Raw genomic sequence first — 19,321 nt, forward strand, 5'->3', positions numbered from 1 at the left:
TTTCTTTCCTCTATTTCTAAGCTCTCAGTTCAATCTTCATTGCTTCTAATGCTTTTACAATGCGGTTCATTGCTCCGCTTAAATCTGCTTCCTCTAAGTTCTTATCCTTTGCACGGAAGGTCAGTGAATAAGCAATAGATTTATAACCCGGTTTAATCTGGGCTCCTTCATAAATATCGAACAGTGTGTAGCTTTCTAAGTAAGCGCCGCCCTTGCTGTCGAATACTTTTTCGATATCTCCTGCAAGAATCTCTTTTGGAACAACCATACTGATATCACGGGTTGCTGCCGGGAATTTGGCAATACCTTCGTATTTACGTTCAAAGGTTGTTTCATCCATAATAGATGGCATATCAATCACTGCAACGTATACTCTGTCTTTGATATTGTAATTAGCAGCTACAATCGGATGAACCTCTCCTAAGTAACCAACTACTTTACCATCATATACAATGTTTGCCTGACGGCCCGGATGCAGATAAGGTCTTCCGGACTTCGGATCATATTCAGCTTTCTTCGTCATTCCAACTTTATAGAAGAATTCTTCTACCACACCCTTCATGGTAAAGAAATCACCTTCACCATACATACCAAGAGTAAACTGCATTCTCTCGTCCGGAAGTTCCGTTACCGGTACACTCTTTGGCAGATAAATGTTGCCTAATTCATAGAGACGTACATCTTTATTTCTTCTGTTGTAGTTGGTTGATAAAGATGTCAGCATTCCATTTAAGGATGTGGTACGCATAATACTGAAATCTTCTCCCAAAGGATTGGAAATTGTTACGGTCTGGCGTAATGGTGAATCTTCCGGAAGTAATAATTTATCAAATACCTTCGGGCTTTCGAAGGAGTAATTCATGCCCTGTGAAAAACCGCAGAACTCTGCAATTTCTCTTGCAATTGCTTCAATTCTTAATTTATAGGATAACATTCCGGTAGTAGCTTCTCCGCTTGGCAGGGTTGTTGGAATGTTTGCATAACCAAAGAATCTTGCTACCTCTTCTGCAAGGTCTGCATCACACTCTAAGTCCTGTCTCCAGGATGGAACTAATACTTCATTGGTTTCTTTATCATAACCTAATTCCAGACGTTTAAAATAGGAAAGCATTTCTTCAGGCTTAATATTGGTTCCTAATAATTTATTGTATTTCTCCGGTTCAAAAGGAATCCGTCTGCCTTCTTTCTTATTCTCGTAAATATCAATGGCTCCGCCAACTACTTCACCAGCGCCTAATTCTTCGATTAACTGGCAGGCTCTGTTCATAGCTTCCATAGCAAGGTTCGGATCCAGACCTTTTTCAAATTTGGAAGACGCATCGGTACGAAGCCCGATTTTCTTACCAGAAAGGCGGATATTGGTTCCATCGAAGCATGCAGCTTCAAAAAGCATGGTTTTTACATTGTCTGTAATCATGGAATTCTCGCCACCCATAATACCTGCAATACCGATTGCTTTCCTGCCATCACAAATCATCAGAACGTTTTCATCCAAAGTACGCTCCTGACCATCCAAAGTTGTAAATAATTCGCCTTTTCCGGCACGTCTTACAACAATCTCTTTTCCCTCGATGGTATCCCAGTCATATGCATGCATCGGCTGTCCGTATTCTTCCATAACATAGTTGGTAATGTCCACAATGTTATTGATTGGACGGATTCCCTGGGCTGCAAGTCTGCGCTGCATCCACTTTGGTGATGGAGCAATCTTAATATTCTTTACCACACGGGCGGTATAACGAGGACATAATTCTTTGTCTACTACATTTACTTTAATATAATCATTGACATCCTCATCATTTCCGGTCTCAGTTACAACCGGCGGTACAAATTCTTTCTTAAAGGTTGCTGCTGCTTCTCTGGCAATTCCAAGGATTGAGAAACAGTCTACACGGTTGTTTGTAATCTCATATTCCACAATAGTATCGTCAAGGCCTAATGCTTTAATTGCATCATCACCCGGTTTCACCTCATCCTCTGCGAAGATGTAGATACCATATTCCGGAGCTTCCGGATACATATCACGGGTAGAACCAAGTTCTTCAATGGAGCACATCATTCCATTAGACTCAATTCCTCTTAATTTACCTTTTTTAATTTTGATGCCGCCTTCTGTCATCTTTCCATCATGTCCACCGGCAACACGTCCGCCATCTAATACAACCGGAACTTTATCTCCTTCTTTTACATTCGGAGCACCGGTTACAATCTGGATGTCCTCACCTGTTCCCACATCTACCTGACAGATGATTAACTTATCAGCATCCGGATGCGGCTCGATTTTCTTAATCTGTCCAACGACGATTTTCTCTAAATCGGCATCCATTTTCTTGTAAAATTCTACTTTTGAACCGGACAGAATCATTGCATCGGTATATTCCTGTGCATTAACATTAAGTCCCGGAACCAAAGCTTCTATCCATTTTAATGATGTATTCATATTGTTTCTCCTTCTATCAACTCTCTACTGTGTTCTTTTCTTTCCGACTACAGGAAACATGTCCCTTCAACTTCCCTGTTCATTAAAACTGTCTTAAGAAACGGTCATCATTCTCATATAAGAGACGCATATCATCAATTTCATATTTCAATAAAGCAATACGCTCAAGACCAACTCCGAATGCAAATCCTGAATATTCTTCCGGATCAATACCGCTCATACGAAGCACCTTCGGATGAACCATTCCACAGCCTAAGATTTCAATCCATCCTTCTCCCTTACAGAAACGGCATCCTTTACCGCCACATTTAAAGCAGGTGACATCCATCTCTGCACTTGGCTCTGTAAACGGGAAGTGATGCGGACGGAATTTTACTTTGGTTTCCGGTCCGAACAGACGGGCTGCAAACTCCTGCAGCGTTCCCTTTAAATCTGCAAATGTAATATTCTTATCGATTACCATTCCCTCAATCTGGTGGAAAGATGGTGAATGGGTTGCATCTACTTCATCTGCACGGAATACTCTTCCCGGTGCAATCATACGGATTGGAAGCTTGCCTTTTTCCATGACACGGACCTGTACCGGTGAAGTCTGGGTACGAAGCACGATTTTATCATTAATATAGAACGTATCCTGCTCGTCTTTTGCAGGATGATTTGCCGGAATATTTAACGCTTCAAAGTTATAATAATCATATTCTACTTCCGGTCCTTCCACTACTTCATAGCCCATACCGGTAAAGATACGCTCTACTTCTTCCAATGCAATGGTATTCGGATGACGATGGCCGACACGGTTCTTTTTAGCCGGAAGTGTAACATCAATTACTTCATGTTTTAATTTCAATTCCATCTGGGCAGCTTCTAATTTCTGTTTTGTCTCATCCAATTTCTTTTCAATAGCTTCCCTGGTCTCGTTTACCAGCTGTCCTACCAGAGGTCTGTCCTCCGGTGCAACATCCTTCATTCCTTTTAATACTGCGGTGAGTTCACCTTTCTTTCCGAGAAATGCAACTCTGACATCATTCAGTTTGCCAAGTTCGCCGGATGATTCAATCTGATGAATTGCCTCTTCCCTGATTTTCTGCAGCTTTTCTTTCATAATAATATCTCCTTCTATCATTTTATTTCATTCATAAATAAACTACGAGAAACACGCTTTGCGAATTTTTCACGTAAAAAAACGCGAAGCATTTTCTTCCCATAGGGACGAAATTACTCCGCGGTACCACCCTGATTTCTAAATCATTAGACACTTATAAATACTTAACGCGTATCACGTCACAGACTACTAACATTCACCTGTGCAGCTTCCGTGCGAAATTCAATTACTGCCTTACCTTAAGGAAACTTTCAGCCGATGATTTCCTCTCTCTTTAAAAAGTACAATAACCTACTGAACACTTTCATTGCCTTTTACTTTTTCACTAAATGTTATAATACCACAGGGTTTCTAAAACTTCAAGTTATTTTTTATCCCGTTTCCGCTCCTTCTTCTGCTGTATGAATCCTGCAATATATTCGTCGAATACCACATTGAATTCCGCACATAACATCAGGATATACATGCAAAAATACATCCACAACATAATTAATACCAATGTAGTCAGGCTTCCATACATGGAAAATCCATTAAAATAATTCACATAGATAGATAATCCGGCAGAAAACACACACCAGGCAATGGCACAAAGTACTGCACCCGGAAGCTGGGAACGAAAGGTTGCCTTACGGTTTGGTATCAATGTAAAAATCACTACAAAGAGAATGACTAACACCAGTATCATAATAAGGCTTCCACGTTCAAATATGAGACTTACAATATGTGTCATTATCGGAATATGCTTCACCAGAAGATGTTCTAATGATTTGCCAAATACCAGTAATACCAGCGAGATTACAATAGCAATGACAAATACAATGGTATAAATAATCGCCCAGAAACGGAGAACAAACCAGTTTCTGGTCTCCACAATATCATTTACCACATTCAACCCATTTGCCATATACTGCACACCCTTGGCTGCCGACCACACTGCTGCGATGGCTGCAATTGATACGATTCCAAAGGATTTGGTATAGACTTCATTGATAATATTTACCAGGAACGGTGCAATATATTCAGGCATTGTTTCATTTACAATCTGTAAAATCATCCCTTCCGTTACCGGCGTGTACTGCAAAAGGGAACTGAATACCATAAGAAACGGGATGCTGGATAAGAGGATAAAAAATGCCGCCTGTGCTGCAAATGCATTGATATTATCCCGTTTACATTTATCTAAAAATGATTTTACATTTCCAATCAGTTTCCAGAGCAAACTTATGCACCCCCTTCTTCCTTCGTCATATTTTGTGGCTGATATAACTCAGTCAGTTCTGTATCCTGATAAAAATAATTTAATATCCTTTTATAATCAAAGCCCTGCCCGCAAAGCTTTTGTGCCCCATTCTGGCTCATGCCAATGCCATGACCGTAACCACCGCCGAGGACTGCATAAGTTCCATCCCCTTTTGCCTGTATACTGATATAAGCACTGGGCAGAATACTCATTTCCACACTGCTTCCATCCAAAAGGTTAATATTCGTAATACCACAGCCCAAAATTGCACGCATATTATATTCGGACTGTACGCTGACTGCACCATTCTGGAAATCAAGTTCCAGTTCTAAAATAACACCACTCTGATTGCGTTTTACCACCTTTATTGCCTGCAATGAGCCAAAGTTGCTGCAACTGTCTGTTGTTTCCGTCTTAGATGCATCTTTATAATAACTAATAGCCTCCGGCTGGTGCTCTTTTCTATCGGCTATCGTATGAAGCAATGTCTCATCTTTTCCCTGGAAATCAAGCACAGTATTCCAACGGAAATATTTCAAATCCGATTCATAGCAGGCACTGTCTACGTTACTGATATAATCCAAGAAGCTTTTTTCATCCGATAAATCAATGGGATTTTCTTCACTGCGCACCCAGACGCCCTGCAAATAACCATAAGCATCTTTATCAAGATTCCAGGCCTCGTAATCTCCGGTATGGCCATAGGATGTGGAATAATAATAAGTCTCTATAATATCACCTTTATAAGAAAGTACCTGACCTTTCGTCTCATCTACCGCAGCTACCGTTTCCGGCGTCTGATTCTGCTTATTATACACCTGAAAATTCACACTGTCATCTACATGTGCTCCATAAGCTTCATATTTATTGTGCATCATCTGGATATAAGCATAGCTTCTGGCACAGACAGCCTGTGCTTTTAAGGCTTCCATTCCATAAGAAGATGGAACCTCACTTGGGATAACGCCCTTTACATAGGATTCTAAATCCACTACATTTACCACTGTATATCCTTCCGGATACATACGAAGCTCCATGCTGCCTGCATAAGCCGGGGATATGCGATTGCCCTGATTGTCAGTAAAATAGAATGGCGATGTGCCATCCTCTGTGACTAATGAAACAGACGATGTTGTCAGTATATTGGCATAACAGGATGCTGTAATCACGCTTCCTGCTTCTAATACAGTTTCCGTTTCTCCATAATAAAGATGCACCGGCACATCCGATACCAATGATACATCAGAACGGAACATATTATCATTGTCTAATAACAAAACACGGATGTTTTCTATTTTAGCAGGCTCTGTCAAAAGAATGGCGCAGATCTGTTTTTCTGCCACTACAAATGTAATTTCCATGTTTTCCAGCATCAGTGCATCCATGGAGACTTCCCGGATTCCATCATAAGTTGCATATATTTTCATGGCTTCATCTATCGCAACTTGTCCATATCCCTTAATCTCCATTGCGGTATCTGTTTTTGATATCAGCTTTCCGGTAATGGTATCTTCCTTCCGGCTGATTTTATGTATCTTTTTTTCACTGAACGAAATATCTGCTACGACATTTGATAATTCTTCATCGGTATCAACCGGCAGCTGGTATTCTGTTCCCTGATAAAGAAATGTAAGATTTCCTTCTATATTTGAAATGAGATAGGCATTTTTCAATGCCACATCTTCTTTATCCTTTGCGGCGACCCCGATTACTTTATCCTCCAACAGATAAACACCATAACTGTGAAGCTTCTGATACCACTTTGGATTGGATGTAATGGTATAAGTGCCATCCTGTGTGGTAAGCTGCTTTTTTTCTTTTTTCAATACAAGAATGTCCTTTTTTAAGACAGACGTATCGGTATCAAGATAACTTAAAATTTCATCATATATAGCAAACCAGGCTGCCCGGTCAATGTTTTTTTTCGAATCATCCAAAGGAATATATTCTTTTAAATGAAGCAATTCCAGAATGCCACTTACATCATCATAGGTAAGTGTTCCCTGTTGCGGCAGTTTCTCAGCCCATTCGTCCTTGGAATAATAAGTAAACTGCAGCAGGGAGGGAATCTCATTCCGATAAACACATTGTTCGGAATATCCATTTTTCTCCCCTTTTGTATCCGTTATCAGAACCACCAGTATAAGAACCAGAAATGCTCCACAAAACAGCAACAGATAATTACTTTTTTTACTTTTCACTTTTCGCATAATAACTCCTTTATTGCCTGTTGCAGAAAAGAAGCTGCTTTTCAGCAGCTTCTTTTTTCTCTTTTGTATTTTCGGTTCTTTTGTAAACATGCTTCTTTGGTATACTATATGTTTATCTTCCGTACCTTATGATTCTTTTGTACACAAAGATTCTTTCGTCTATTCATACCTTATCTTTAGCAAATATACCCAAAATGCCGTTTCCTGTATTTTGACTCCTAGCAAAGCTAGGTGGGTAACCTCAACCAATACTCTGCCTTCCACTGCAAACGGAGGCCTGACATCCTATTGGAAATATTGGAATCCCGTTTAAAGTAAATGTAGGTTCAAAATAACAGGCGTGTCGAACATCCCAGGCATAAAACTATCTGCTTTTTGTAATTGTTATTATACTCTAATATGTGTCGTTTTTCAATGTAAAATTCCTGTCAAATTGTGGAACAATTTATGATTGCAGATCTTTTGGCGAAAAAGATGCCGGAAATAGTTCTTCTAATTTCATGACTTTAATGCCTCCAGCCCCATCTTCCATAATTACCTCAAACGTGCTTCCATCTACAAACTCTGTCAGTACCTGCCGGCAGACACCACAAGGTGTAAGAGGTTCTTCCCTGTCTCCCACTACAGCAATTGCCAGAAAATCTTTTTTCCCTTCCGATACCGCCTTAAAGACTGCTGTCCGCTCCGCACAGTTCGTGGGCGTAAAGGCTGCATTTTCGATATTACATCCGGTATAGATACTGCCATCCTTACAATAAAGGGCTGCACCTACATGAAAATTGGAATACGGTGCATAGGAATATTTTTTGGCTTCTTTTGCCGCTTCTAATAATTGTCTTTTGTCCGTCTCCATGACACTCACCTTTTCTAAATTATTTCTGTTTTACAATTTTTTTCATTATCTTATCATTCTTCATTGCTCTTAATATCTGCTATCCCAGAATATCAACGGCAGAACTTGTGCCAAGCCGTGAACAGCCTGCCTTAATATAATTTTCCATATCTTCTTTGGTACGGATTCCTCCGGCCGCCTTAATCTTAACCTCTGCTCCAATGTGTTCTTTCATTAATAATACGTCTTCCATGGTAGCACCTGCCGTTCCAAATCCGGTGGATGTCTTGATAAAATCTGCTCCGGCATTGGTTACCGCATGGCACATGGCAATCTTTTCTTCTTTTGTAAGATAACAGGTTTCGATAATAACCTTTAAGATTTTATCTCCTGTTGCCTCTTTTAAAAGACGGATTTCCTCTTCTACTTTATGATATGCCCCATTCTTTACATCGCAGATATTAATTACCATATCAATTTCTTCTGCGCCGTCTTCCAATGCTTTCTTTGTCTCTGCCAGCTTTCCTTCAGTGTTCGCATATCCTAACGGAAATCCTACTACGGTACAGATTTTGATTTTATCGCCGTAAGTTTCTTTTACCCGGCTGATGTAACAGCTTGGGATACAGACTGATGCGGTATGGTATTTTATTGCTTCTTCACATAATTTTTCTATGTCCTTCCATGTGGTAAAGGCTTTTAACGCAGTATGATCCACATAACGATATAATTCTTCTTTTTCCATTTTGTGCCTCCGGTATTTTTTTTAATTGTAATATATATTCTGTAATTTATCCAGCAAAAAACGTTTTATCAGAGAACATTTTTACATTAGTACCATCTTCCTATAATTCTAAATTTTTTAGAAAACAATTTTAAACTTTCTTTAAAATTTACGCTTTTTTCTTGTTTTCTACAACTGAAATATGATAACATATTAAAATAATTAAAAGAGGAGGAACAATATGACAGGACGTTTTTATGAAATCACACCGGAAATAATGGAACTTGCGAATAAATGCTCCGCATCATCCATCATTCCTTCTGAATTATATACGAAATATAATGTTAACCGTGGTCTTCGTGATTTAAACGGAAAGGGTGTTCTGGTAGGACTTACACACATTTCTGATGTATGCTCTACCAAGCTGGTAAATGGAGAATACATTCCAGCTGAGGGCGAACTTTATTACCGTGGCTATAACGTAAAAGATTTAGTAAAAGGAATTGCACCGGACAGCCATTTTGGATTTGAAGAATGTGCTTATCTTCTGATGTTTGGTGAGCTTCCAACCAAAGAACAGTTGAAAAACTTCTGTGGACTGCTTTCCGAATACCGTACACTTCCAACCAGTTTTGTACGTGATATTATTATGAAAGCTCCAAGCAAAGATATGATGAATACACTGGCACGAAGTGTGCTTACACTTTATTCCTATGATGACCGTGCCGATGATATTTCACTTCCTAATGTATTGAGACAGTGTTTGCAGCTTATCAGCTTATTCCCACTGCTTTCTGTATATGGTTATCAGGCTTACCGCCATTATCATGATGGTGCCAGCCTTTATATTCATACCCCACAGCCGGAATTATCTACTGCAGAAACAATTCTTCATATTCTGCGGCCAGACAGTAAATATACCCCATTAGAGGCAAAGCTTTTAGATATTGCATTAATCTTACATATGGAGCATGGTGGCGGAAATAACTCTACTTTTACTACCCATCTGGTATCTTCTTCCGGAACCGATACTTATTCTGTTATTGCAGCATCCCTTGGTTCCCTGAAGGGGCCGAAACATGGTGGTGCCAATATCAAAGTGGTTCAGATGTTTGAAGATATGAAACGCACTGTAAAAGACTGGACAGACGAAGACGAAGTAGGTAAATATCTTACTGCACTTCTTCATAAAGAAGCTTTTGACCATGCCGGTCTTATCTATGGAATGGGTCATGCAGTATATTCTCTTTCTGACCCAAGAGCAGTCATCTTCCGCGGTTTTGTGGAAAAACTTTCCCAGGAAAAGGGATATGAAAAAGAATTTGCACTCTATTCCTTAGTAGAGCACCTTGCACCGGAAATCATCGCCAAAGAACGTAAAATCTATAAAGGTGTAAGTCCAAACGTAGACTTCTTCAGCGGATTTGTTTATCATATGCTTGACCTTCCCTTAGAACTCTATACACCAATTTTTGCAATTGCAAGAATTGCCGGCTGGAGTGCCCACCGCTTAGAGGAGCTTTCCCAGAATGGAAAAATTATGCGTCCTGCATATCGTAACATCGGTGAACGCAAAGAATATGTTCCGATTGACAAACGTTAAACCGCAAGATTCTGTCACCTGCAGCTTCTTATGGAATGCCTAGACACAAAAAAACTGTAGTTCTTATCCGGTATCTTTTCCAGATATAAACTACAGTTTTTTATAAATTATTATAAATAAATATTTTTTATAAATACTTCTCTCTGGCATTCTTTAATGTACTGACCAAAAACAGACAGGATAACACCAGCAGCAGAAGGATTCCTGATTTAATAATAATCGGCAGTTTAAAGATGGTCTCACCCAATGCCGTCACAATGCCATATACTAATGCCAGTGCTCCGCAAAGAAGCATTTTCGGTGTTACTTCTTCTCTTATCTTCTCCGGATGTTTACATTTCTTTAATTCCTCCGGCGTTGCCAAAAGGCTGCTTGTCTTTCCGGTACTTTTCATCCATATGCCATTCATAAGAACATAGACACCTACCAGTGCTACCACAACATCTACTACTAAATTCCAGTTTACTTTCATAATATGTAACCTCTTTTACTCTTTTTTCCTGATTCTGATTTATCTTACCACACTTTACATTGCTATGTGAACATATTTATCATATAACTTTCTATTTTTATTTGTTTTTTATGCAAAACCACGAATTTTATCGAAAAAGCCATTGAAACTTTAGTTCAACTATTGTAGTATATTAATATGTTCTAATTATTCTAGTTGTATTTGGAGGGATTATATATGAAATTAGACGAAGCAAAAATCCTGATTGGAGATGACTCCATTCTGGCGAGAAAACAGTTGAAAGACATTATTGCGCAGTATGGTGGTACAACTTTTGTTGAGGCAGCAAATGGTCAGGAAGCAATTGACAAATTCAAATCCGATAAACCTGATATCGTTTTTCTTGATATTGTTATGCCAGTAAAAGATGGTATTGCTGCTGTAAAAGAAATTAGAGAATCTGACCCGAAAGCGGTTATTATTATCGTATCTTCTGTTGGTACACAGGCTCAGTTAAAGAATGCAATTGAAGCCGGTGCAAAGGATTTTATCCAGAAACCGTTGAATGTTGAACAGATTGAGCGGGTACTGAAGAATTATTTTGAAGGGAGATAATTATGTATACACAGTTTTTTGGTAATTTTCTTTTAAGCAAAAGTGCTGTTCCTGCGGATAAGCTGGTAGATGCATTAGAGAGGCAGTCCTCTTCCTATCTGAAATTAGGTACTCTGGCAATTCATGCCGGATTATTAAATGCTTCCCAGGTTGACGCTATTATATGCCGTCAGACCCATGAAGACAAGAAATTTGGTGAAATTGCAATCGAAGGCGGATATCTTACAAAGGAACAGGTTGACAAATTACTCTCCTCGCAGAAACCAGACTACCTGCTTTTAGGTCAGATTTTGATTGAAGACGGACTGCTTACCAACAGTCAGTTTGAGGAATTACTTGCAGAATATCAGGCAAGTAATGAAATTGATGATTTAAATGTTGCTAACGAACAGAATGATATGGTTGAAAAGCTGATTCATAAATTCTTCCATTTTGATAATTCTGATATGTCAGGAAAGATTGTTGCATACCTTAATCTTCTCTTTAATGATATCGTTCGTTTCATCGGAAAGGATTTTACACCATTAAATCCACTGATGAAATCCGAGTATATGACCAACTATTGTGTTACCCAGAAAGATGAAGGTTTACTTTCTTTCAATTCTGGTATAGACATGAGTAAATCTGTTGCAATTGCTTTTGCATCCCGTTATGCCAAAGAAGAATTCCATGAATTCGATGAGTATGTAAAAGCCTCTATCGAAGATTTCTTAAATCTTCACAATGGATTATTTAATGTAAATATGTCTAATGAATTTTCCCTGGAATTAAACTTATGTCCTCCGGAAGTTCATGAGGAAGAAACACTTACAAATGCCACTAAGATTTATGTATTTCCTATTATTTTCCCATTTGGAACCATTCACTTCCTGATGGAAATCTAATCTTAAACCTTTACATTTTATTTACATAAACGAAACCCTGTCAGATTTCTCTGACAGGGTTTTGTTACCTTGTATCCATAAGAAACTGCCGGTAGCAGATTCTCCATGTTTTACATAAGCATTTAGATATTTAAAAATGCTTTTACCGTCTTAGGCATATCTTCTACATCGCATTCTGTCTTATGAAGTACTTCTGCACTGCGGATGTCTTCAATTGCCTGTGGAACTGTTACATTTGCAATCTTGCTTAACTCATCTACCAGTTCAAAATCAGTCATGGAATCATATTTTTCTTTATCAATGGCATCCATTACGCTTCTGGTAAACTTGAACGGGCTTGCTGTTGATGCAATAACAGTCTTGGTATTATCACCGGTCTCTTTTACATATTTGTGGTATACACCGGTTGCTACAGCAGTATGTGTATCAATCACATAGCCGGTCTTCTCATAGAGGTCACGGATTACTTCTGCTGTTTCTTCCTCTGTGGTGTAATTGCCATAGAAGTCAGCAAGCTGGGCACGCATCTCATCGGTAATCATATATTTGCCCTCTTCTGTTAATGCACGCATGAATTCAGCATTTTTCTCTGCATCATTTCCGGCAATACGATAAATCAGGCGCTCTAAGTTGCTGGAAATCAGGATATCCATGGATGGAGAAGAAGTTAATACAAATTCACGGTTTCTGTCATAGGTTCCGGTTGAGAAGAAGTCAAATAATACTTTGTTCTCATTGGAAGCACAGATTAATTTTGCAATCGGAAGTCCTAAGTTCTTTGCATAGAAAGCTGCTAAGATATTTCCGAAGTTACCGGTTGGAACTACAACATTAATCTTTTCATCTTTTGCAATTGCACCATTTTCATATAATTTTGCATATGCATATACATAATAAACAATCTGAGGAACAAGACGGCCGATATTAATAGAGTTAGCAGAGGAAAACTGATATCCGGCTTTGTCCATCAATTCTGCCAGTTCTTTATCAGAAAACATTTTCTTAACGCCGGTCTGTGCCTGGTCAAAGTTACCATGAATACCAACTACATGTGTATTTGCCCCTTTCTGGGTAACCATCTGCTTCTCCTGAATCGGGCTGACACCATTCTTTGGATAGAATACAATAATCTTAGTACCAGGAACGTCTGCAAATCCTGCTAAAGCAGCTTTTCCGGTATCACCGGAAGTTGCTGTTAAAATAACAATTTCATTCTTTACATGGTTTTTCTTTGCAGCAGTTGTCATAAGGTAAGGCAGAATGGATAATGCCATATCCTTAAATGCTATCGTAGCTCCATGAAAAAGCTCCAGATAATATGCACCGTCTGCATCTACTAACGGAGCAATCTCTTCTGTATCAAATTTAGAATCATACGCACTATTGATACAATGCTTTAACTCTTCTTCTGTAAAGTCTGTTAAGAAAAGCTTCATTACCTCATAAGCAGTCTCCTGATAGCTCATTTTTGCCAGGGTATCCATATCAACGTCAAGCTTTGGTAATGAATCCGGCACAAATAAACCACCGTCTCCTGCAAGACCCTTTAAAATTGCCTGTGAAGCTGTTGCCTTTTCATCTGAGTTTCTTGTACTTGTGTAAATCAAATCCATTTTTTGTCCCTCTTTTGCTCTCTGCATAAAATTTGTTCTGTCTTTCATTATATAAGAACCAGCAGTTTACTGTCAATAACTTATCCCAGAATAATTCCATGTATTCCCACTATCTATGGATTCAAAAAGAATTCCATCGTTTTCACCCATAGCAGATATTACTTTTATTATAAGTTTTCCATCTTTCTGCTGTGGCATCTTGCAATAATCATAGTCTGATATGGAAAATCCATACTCTGCTGCTGTGTCCGGAAGTTCTGTCACTTCATCCATGGAAAGCTCAATCATGGAAAATGTTTTCCCGCCATCCTGTGTCAAATAAAGTGTGGAATAATCACCTGACGCTCCAGCCAATCCGATAACGCCCAGATTTTCATTATAGAATTCTATTCCTTCTGCCACACCAATATTTCCATCAAACGGATCTGCATTTTGCTGATTCCAGCTCTGCCCGCCGTCCTTTGTCATTTCAAGCTCATAAAAACGGCTGCCGGCAGCTGCATCCGCCACCAACAGACGATAACCGGTATTGTCATCTAAAAAAAAGTACACGCTTCCATCTTCCCTGTTTTCTGTCCATGGTGTAGCCTCTTCTCCTTCTTCGTCCTCACTGCCAGATATATTACTATTATCTTTATTCCCGTTTTTATCTCCTGTGACATCACCGGAGCTGTTTTTGGCTTTCTCAATCTGTTCCTGCCGGTTTTGCTGGGCTAACACTGCAGCACTGGTATATTTTGGATTTATGATATAAGTTATAATTTCACCTGTATTTTCTTCGCCACCAGTAGAAAATGTAACTGCAAAACCTGTAACTTCTCCGCCATATTCCAACTGGCTTAAAATTGAATTTTCATTTGTATCTGCAGTTCCATCTATATCTTCATTTTCATCTATATCTGCACTTTCTGCTTTTATCACCTGCAGGCTATCTGCACTGGTAAAAGCTCTTTTCCCCGAATAACTTATTCCAAAGGTATGGCTCTTTGTTTCTTCTGCCCAGCTATCTACCCGTTCTTTCACCTTTATATTTCCCAACAGTTCAAAAAGCGGTGTCAGACACATATCTTCTTCATAATCTGTCTCGGCATAATTATTGATGTAAACTGTCATTTTGCTGCTTTTCTTCCGGTTATAGTCCACAAGATAGGTTCTGGTTTCTCCATTCTCATCCTCACCATAGAAAAATGTATCTATTGCAGCAATTTCTCCGGTAGCATAGAAAGTCACATCAAAATGGTTCACCAGATAAATTTTCTTGGGAAGCCCGATTTCATTATCCAGATCCTCCAATATCCCTGCTACACTGTCATCAAAGAAATTATCATGCTTTAATGTTATCTTTACTTCATCACTTTTTTGAAACCGTTCGGATGTCTTGAAAAAATATAACCCTCCAAGGCATACCAGTAACAGAATCATCCCTGCTTTTAGCCAGTTTTTTAATTGATATTTCTTTCTTGTATTTTCCTGCTTCAACGAATTGCTCCTTTCCACCTGCAATCATATCACTATTCCAATAACGCCGCCAAATATTCCTGATATTTCCACGAATTTTTATATCCTTGCAATTTCCAATATATATTGGTATCATAGCATATTTTTCATTTCAAAAGTTTGATATTTTCTTAAGATATTTTCCTGTTTTCATGCTTTCCTAAAAATGTTATACTCAAAGTGATACTTACCGTAAGAACTCGCCACCGGCAGCTTCTTACAGATGATTTGTAGCTAAGAATTTTAGAATGTGAGGATTTACCATGCTTTCCGGTGCTTTTTCAGCCAAAACAAAAGACGGAACCATCTACTACCGTTCCAGCCTTACCTATAAAAGAAAACATATCAGTCTTGGAAGCTTTCCAACGGAAGAAGAAGCCCATCTTGCCTATAAAGAGGGGACTTCTCTACTTTCTGAGTCCGAAATCACACTGGAAAATTATACCGCATATATTAAACTTTTAGATTTTGCCAAAGCCATTACACTTTTAAATTTCCGTGACAATGGCGTCTATATCAAGAATCCGATTTATCTGAAGCAGAATTATTTTCTCTATTTTCTCGCACCACAGACGGAATATAAATTTGATATTGATGATTTATTCTTTTATTCCAGCCACAAGATTATGCAGCGTGGTGGTCGGCTTTTTGTAAATGAATACGGCATGCAGACCGGGATTCTCTCCCGCTATGGAGTCCGTAATCATGCGGTACTGGATGTAGATTACACTTTCGCCAATGGTAACCCCTTCGATTACAGCTATGCCAATATTATTGTCATTAACCGCTACCGTGGAGTTGTACAAACAGAGCACAATGGACTCCTCCGTTATCAGGCTTTTATCCATATCAATGGCAATTATTCCATTGGTACTTATTCTTCCGAAGAAAAAGCTGCCATTGCCTACAACAAAGCTGTTGATCTGGCAAAGGCAGCCGGTATTCATAAGAATTTTGAAGAAAACTATATTACAGAGCTATCCGCTAGAGAATATGCAGAAATTTATACTAATCTTAAAATCTCTCCAAAATATATCAATTATCTTTCTACACTTTCTGCTATTTCTGATTGATGTAATTTACCAGTCCCCCGCAATCGATAATCTTCTGCATAAATGGTGGGAATGCCTGACCCTGGAAACTCTTTCCAGTGGTCTTGTCGGTAATGACACCAGTATCAAAATTTACCTCTACCTCATCTCCTGCTTTGATTTCCAAAGCTGCTTCCTTACATTCAATAATCGGAAGTCCGATATTGATTGCATTACGATAGAAAATACGTGCAAAAGTCTCTGCTATGACGCAGCTTACACCAGCGGCTTTAATTGCAATTGGTGCATGTTCTCTGGATGAACCGCATCCAAAGTTCTTCTCCGCTACAATAATATCTCCTGCAGATACTTTATTTACGAATTCCTTATCAATATCTTCCATACAATGTAAGGCAAGTTCCTTAGGGTCGGAAGAATTCAGATATCTTGCCGGTATAATAACATCCGTGTCTACGTTGTCACCGAATTTAAATACTTTTCCTTCTGCTGCTTTCATGTTCTAATCCTCCTATACTTCTTCCGGGCTGGAAATCTTTCCTGTAATTGCACTTGCTGCTGCAACTGCCGGGCTTGCCAGATAAATTTCCGAATCCACATGTCCCATACGTCCCACAAAGTTACGGTTGGTTGTAGATACGCATCTTTCATTCTCAGCAAGGATTCCCATATAGCCACCAAGGCAAGGTCCGCAGGTCGGTGTGCTGACAATAGCACCTGCTTCAATAAAGGTTCTGATATATCCGGCTTCCATAGCATCCAGATAAATCTGCTGGGTTGCAGGAATTACGATTACACGTAAACCTTTCTTTACTTTCTTTCCTTTCAGGATAGAAGCTGCAATCTTAAGGTCATCTAATCTTCCATTCGTACAGGAACCGATTACTACCTGATCAATAGTAATGTCGCCTACTTCATCAATGGTCTTTGTATTTTCCGGAAGATGTGGAAATGCTACGGTTGGGCGAAGTGTACTAAGGTCAATGGTATACTCCTCATCATATACAGCATCCTCATCTGCTTCATATACTTTATAAGGGCGCTTGGAATGCTCTTTCATATATGCTTCTGCTTTCTCGTCTACCGGGAAGATTCCGTTCTTTCCGCCGGCTTCAATTGCCATATTTGCAATGGTAAAACGGTCATCCATGGAAAGATACCGGATACCATCACCTACGAATTCCATAGACTTATATAATGCTCCATCCACACCAATCATTCCGATGATATGTAAAATAACATCTTTACCGCTAATCCATGGTGCTGGTTTTCCTGTGATGTTGAATTTAATCGCGGATGGTACTTTAAACCATGCTTTTCCGGTTGCCATTCCTGCCGCCATATCAGTACTTCCAACACCGGTGGAAAATGCTCCCAATGCTCCATAAGTACAGGTATGTGAATCTGCTCCGATAATAACATCTCCTGCAACAGTCAGTCCTTTTTCCGGAAGAAGTGCATGTTCGATACCCATTTCTCCTACATCAAAGTAGTTGGTGATTTCGTTTTTGCATGCAAACTCTCTGACGCATTTACAATGCTGTGCAGATTTGATGTCTTTATTTGGTACAAAGTGGTCCATAACCAGTGCGATTTTATCCTTATGGAACACTCCGTCTACTTTCATTTTCTCTATCTCATGGATAGCCACCGGTGAAGTGATATCATTTCCCAATACCAAGTCTAAATCTGCTTCAATCAACTGGCCAGCCTGAACAGAATCAAGTCCCGCATGTGCCGCAAGAATCTTCTGTGTCATTGTCATTCCCATTTGAAATTCCTCCTGAAATTAAATCATTTTTTCTATACAGTTGCTATTATAGCACAGCTAGTGGTATAATGGAAATACATATTAAACATATTTATTATGATTTTTAGTTATAAACACGGAGGGATCTATAAATGTTACAGAGTTTATCCAGTTACCGTATTTTCTATACCGTAGCAAAAACACAGAATATATCAAAGGCAGCCAAAGAGCTTTATATCAGCCAGCCTGCCATCAGTAAATCCATACAGAAACTAGAGGAAAGCCTGGGCTGCGAACTCTTCCGCCGAAGTTCCCGCGGCGTATTGCTGACCGAAGAAGGCGAACTACTTTTTACTCATGTCAGTTCCGCTTTCGAAACTCTGACTTTAGGGGAAGATAAATTAAAGAACTCCTTAGAGCTTGGTGTCGGCCACTTAAAAATCGGTGTCAGTTCCACACTCTGCAAATACATGCTTCTGCCTTATTTAAAGGATTTCACAAAACGTTATCCGCATATTAATATTTCTATCGTATGCCAGTCTACCAACGAATCCTTACAGATGTTAGAAGAAAACAAAATTGATATCGGTCTGATTGCAAGGCCGGAAAACCAGAAGACTTTAAATTTCAGCAATGTGGCTGAAATTGAAGATATTTTTGTTGCAACGGAAGCTTACTTAAACGTATTGAATGCAAGGGGCATTTCTTCCGATGCAATCTTACAGCATTCTACACTGATGCTTCTTGATAAGCACAACATGACCCGTCAGTATATTGATGATTATTTACAGGAAAATAAAATTGAGACCAGAGATTTAATCGAAGTCTCTACGATGGACCTCTTAATTGACTTTGCAAAAACCAACCTGGGTGTTGCCTGCGTCATCCGCCAATTTGTCCAGAACGAACTTGCAAATAAAGAGTTATTAGAGATTCCACTTGGTTTTCCAATTCACAAGCGTGAAATTGGCTTCGCTTATAAAAACACCTTAAAGCCTTCGAAATCCTTGGAATTATTTATTGATTTCTACCAGAATTTTCATCCGGGCGAATAAGATGCATCACTGTCAGTTTCTTACAAATGCCTGTCAGCTACGAGAAACATACTTTGAGAGTTTCTCACGGAGCGTTTTTTACTTTACAGGAAAGCAATTTCCTGTAACTACGAGAAACACGCTTTGCGAGTTTCTCGAGTTATCGCGGTGCTCGCCAAATCCGCATGCAAGCATGCGATTTTTCGGGTTATAGGACAAAACGTGTTGATGGCTAATCCCATTCTGTAAAAGATTTATCCATCTTATGGAGGTCACT

At 39.1% G+C, this 19,321-nt stretch carries 16 protein-coding genes, 1 other RNA gene and 1 other annotated feature; of the genes, 5 read left to right on the top strand and 12 right to left on the bottom strand.

Annotated features, from left to right (window positions below):
- Positions 1-16 precede the first annotated feature (16 nt).
- The 7 genes from pheT to deoC all read right to left on the bottom strand — a co-directional run bounded on the left by pheT (position 17) and on the right by deoC (position 8,569).
- On the bottom strand, positions 17-2,440 hold the full coding sequence (gene pheT, locus OCV43_RS06260; RefSeq protein WP_262623656.1) for a phenylalanine--tRNA ligase subunit beta: 2,424 nt from the start codon (positions 2,438-2,440) through the stop codon (positions 17-19).
- Between the two features lie 82 nt (positions 2,441-2,522).
- Positions 2,523-3,542, bottom strand: a complete 1,020-nt coding sequence (gene pheS / locus OCV43_RS06265; protein ID WP_117698997.1) for a phenylalanine--tRNA ligase subunit alpha — start codon at positions 3,540-3,542, stop codon at positions 2,523-2,525.
- A 100-nt stretch (positions 3,543-3,642) separates the two neighbouring features.
- Positions 3,643-3,859: a binding site (T-box leader), on the bottom strand.
- A 47-nt stretch (positions 3,860-3,906) separates the two neighbouring features.
- Entirely contained in the window at positions 3,907-4,761 is an 855-nt protein-coding gene (locus tag OCV43_RS06270; RefSeq protein ID WP_022243880.1) for a YihY/virulence factor BrkB family protein, read from the bottom strand.
- A 2-nt stretch (positions 4,762-4,763) separates the two neighbouring features.
- Positions 4,764-6,992 carry a SpoIID/LytB domain-containing protein gene (locus OCV43_RS06275; protein ID WP_262623657.1) on the bottom strand — a complete coding sequence of 743 codons (2,229 nt, stop codon included), beginning with the start codon at positions 6,990-6,992 and terminating at the stop codon, positions 4,764-4,766.
- Between the two features lie 182 nt (positions 6,993-7,174).
- A non-coding RNA gene (ssrS, locus tag OCV43_RS06280) (6S RNA) lies at positions 7,175-7,354 on the bottom strand.
- Between the two features lie 83 nt (positions 7,355-7,437).
- Complete coding sequence (locus OCV43_RS06285) at positions 7,438-7,845, bottom strand: cytidine deaminase (protein WP_022243882.1); 408 nt, start codon at positions 7,843-7,845, stop codon at positions 7,438-7,440.
- Between the two features lie 79 nt (positions 7,846-7,924).
- Positions 7,925-8,569 (bottom strand): deoxyribose-phosphate aldolase, encoded by a 645-nt coding sequence (deoC, locus tag OCV43_RS06290; protein ID WP_022243883.1) that lies wholly within the window; start codon positions 8,567-8,569, stop codon positions 7,925-7,927.
- Between the two features lie 220 nt (positions 8,570-8,789).
- On the opposite strand from deoC, the gene OCV43_RS06295 reads away from it, so the two are divergent.
- Positions 8,790-10,151, top strand: a complete 1,362-nt coding sequence (locus tag OCV43_RS06295; RefSeq protein ID WP_227700055.1) for a citrate/2-methylcitrate synthase — start codon at positions 8,790-8,792, stop codon at positions 10,149-10,151.
- Positions 10,152-10,278: 127 nt separating this feature from the next.
- On the opposite strand, the gene OCV43_RS06300 is transcribed toward OCV43_RS06295, so the two are convergent.
- Positions 10,279-10,623: a hypothetical protein gene (locus OCV43_RS06300; protein ID WP_022243885.1), complete on the bottom strand. Its 345-nt coding sequence runs from the start codon at positions 10,621-10,623 to the stop codon at positions 10,279-10,281.
- 216 nt (positions 10,624-10,839) lie between these two features.
- On the opposite strand from OCV43_RS06300, the gene OCV43_RS06305 reads away from it, so the two are divergent.
- Positions 10,840-11,217, top strand: coding sequence for a response regulator (locus OCV43_RS06305; protein ID WP_117698987.1), 378 nt, complete (start codon positions 10,840-10,842; stop codon positions 11,215-11,217).
- Positions 11,218-11,219: 2 nt separating this feature from the next.
- On the top strand, positions 11,220-12,101 hold the full coding sequence (locus tag OCV43_RS06310; protein ID WP_022243887.1) for a hypothetical protein: 882 nt from the start codon (positions 11,220-11,222) through the stop codon (positions 12,099-12,101).
- Between the two features lie 122 nt (positions 12,102-12,223).
- Here the strand turns inward: OCV43_RS06310 and thrC are convergent, their stop codons facing one another.
- Complete coding sequence (gene thrC / locus OCV43_RS06315; protein WP_262623658.1) at positions 12,224-13,714, bottom strand: threonine synthase; 1,491 nt, start codon at positions 13,712-13,714, stop codon at positions 12,224-12,226.
- Positions 13,715-13,786: 72 nt separating this feature from the next.
- Positions 13,787-15,193: a WD40/YVTN/BNR-like repeat-containing protein gene (locus tag OCV43_RS06320; protein ID WP_262623659.1), complete on the bottom strand. Its 1,407-nt coding sequence runs from the start codon at positions 15,191-15,193 to the stop codon at positions 13,787-13,789.
- A 281-nt stretch (positions 15,194-15,474) separates the two neighbouring features.
- Here OCV43_RS06320 and OCV43_RS06325 point away from each other — a divergent pair, with 281 nt between their 5' ends.
- Positions 15,475-16,284, top strand: a complete 810-nt coding sequence (locus OCV43_RS06325) for an AP2/ERF family transcription factor (RefSeq protein WP_227700052.1) — start codon at positions 15,475-15,477, stop codon at positions 16,282-16,284.
- Here OCV43_RS06325 and leuD read toward each other — a convergent pair.
- Positions 16,271-16,759 (bottom strand): 3-isopropylmalate dehydratase small subunit, encoded by a 489-nt coding sequence (gene leuD, locus OCV43_RS06330; protein ID WP_262623660.1) that lies wholly within the window; start codon positions 16,757-16,759, stop codon positions 16,271-16,273. The genes OCV43_RS06325 and leuD overlap by 14 nt on opposite strands.
- Before the next feature lie 12 nt (positions 16,760-16,771).
- Positions 16,772-18,031: a 3-isopropylmalate dehydratase large subunit gene (gene leuC / locus OCV43_RS06335; protein ID WP_022243892.1), complete on the bottom strand. Its 1,260-nt coding sequence runs from the start codon at positions 18,029-18,031 to the stop codon at positions 16,772-16,774.
- Between the two features lie 131 nt (positions 18,032-18,162).
- Here leuC and OCV43_RS06340 point away from each other — a divergent pair, with 131 nt between their 5' ends.
- Complete coding sequence (locus OCV43_RS06340) at positions 18,163-19,065, top strand: LysR family transcriptional regulator (protein WP_022243893.1); 903 nt, start codon at positions 18,163-18,165, stop codon at positions 19,063-19,065.
- The last annotated feature ends 256 nt before the right edge of the window (positions 19,066-19,321 follow it).

It is taken from the genome of Roseburia amylophila (assembly GCF_025567465.1).
GTDB classification, from domain to species: Bacteria; Bacillota; Clostridia; order Lachnospirales; family Lachnospiraceae; genus Roseburia_C; species Roseburia_C amylophila.

Coding starts and splice junctions, on each gene's coding strand:
- OCV43_RS06310 (WP_022243887.1), top strand. CDS start 11,220: ATGTATACACAGTTTTTTGGTAATTTTCTTTTAAGCAAAAGTGCTGTT.
- OCV43_RS06325 (WP_227700052.1), top strand. CDS start 15,475: ATGCTTTCCGGTGCTTTTTCAGCCAAAACAAAAGACGGAACCATCTAC.
- OCV43_RS06340 (WP_022243893.1), top strand. CDS start 18,163: ATGTTACAGAGTTTATCCAGTTACCGTATTTTCTATACCGTAGCAAAA.
- OCV43_RS06275 (WP_262623657.1), bottom strand. CDS start 6,992: ATGCGAAAAGTGAAAAGTAAAAAAAGTAATTATCTGTTGCTGTTTTGT.
- OCV43_RS06300 (WP_022243885.1), bottom strand. CDS start 10,623: ATGAAAGTAAACTGGAATTTAGTAGTAGATGTTGTGGTAGCACTGGTA.
- thrC (WP_262623658.1), bottom strand. CDS start 13,714: ATGGATTTGATTTACACAAGTACAAGAAACTCAGATGAAAAGGCAACA.
- OCV43_RS06295 (WP_227700055.1), top strand. CDS start 8,790: ATGACAGGACGTTTTTATGAAATCACACCGGAAATAATGGAACTTGCG.
- pheS (WP_117698997.1), bottom strand. CDS start 3,542: ATGAAAGAAAAGCTGCAGAAAATCAGGGAAGAGGCAATTCATCAGATT.
- leuC (WP_022243892.1), bottom strand. CDS start 18,031: ATGGGAATGACAATGACACAGAAGATTCTTGCGGCACATGCGGGACTT.
- leuD (WP_262623660.1), bottom strand. CDS start 16,759: ATGAAAGCAGCAGAAGGAAAAGTATTTAAATTCGGTGACAACGTAGAC.
- OCV43_RS06285 (WP_022243882.1), bottom strand. CDS start 7,845: ATGGAGACGGACAAAAGACAATTATTAGAAGCGGCAAAAGAAGCCAAA.
- pheT (WP_262623656.1), bottom strand. CDS start 2,440: ATGAATACATCATTAAAATGGATAGAAGCTTTGGTTCCGGGACTTAAT.
- deoC (WP_022243883.1), bottom strand. CDS start 8,569: ATGGAAAAAGAAGAATTATATCGTTATGTGGATCATACTGCGTTAAAA.
- OCV43_RS06305 (WP_117698987.1), top strand. CDS start 10,840: ATGAAATTAGACGAAGCAAAAATCCTGATTGGAGATGACTCCATTCTG.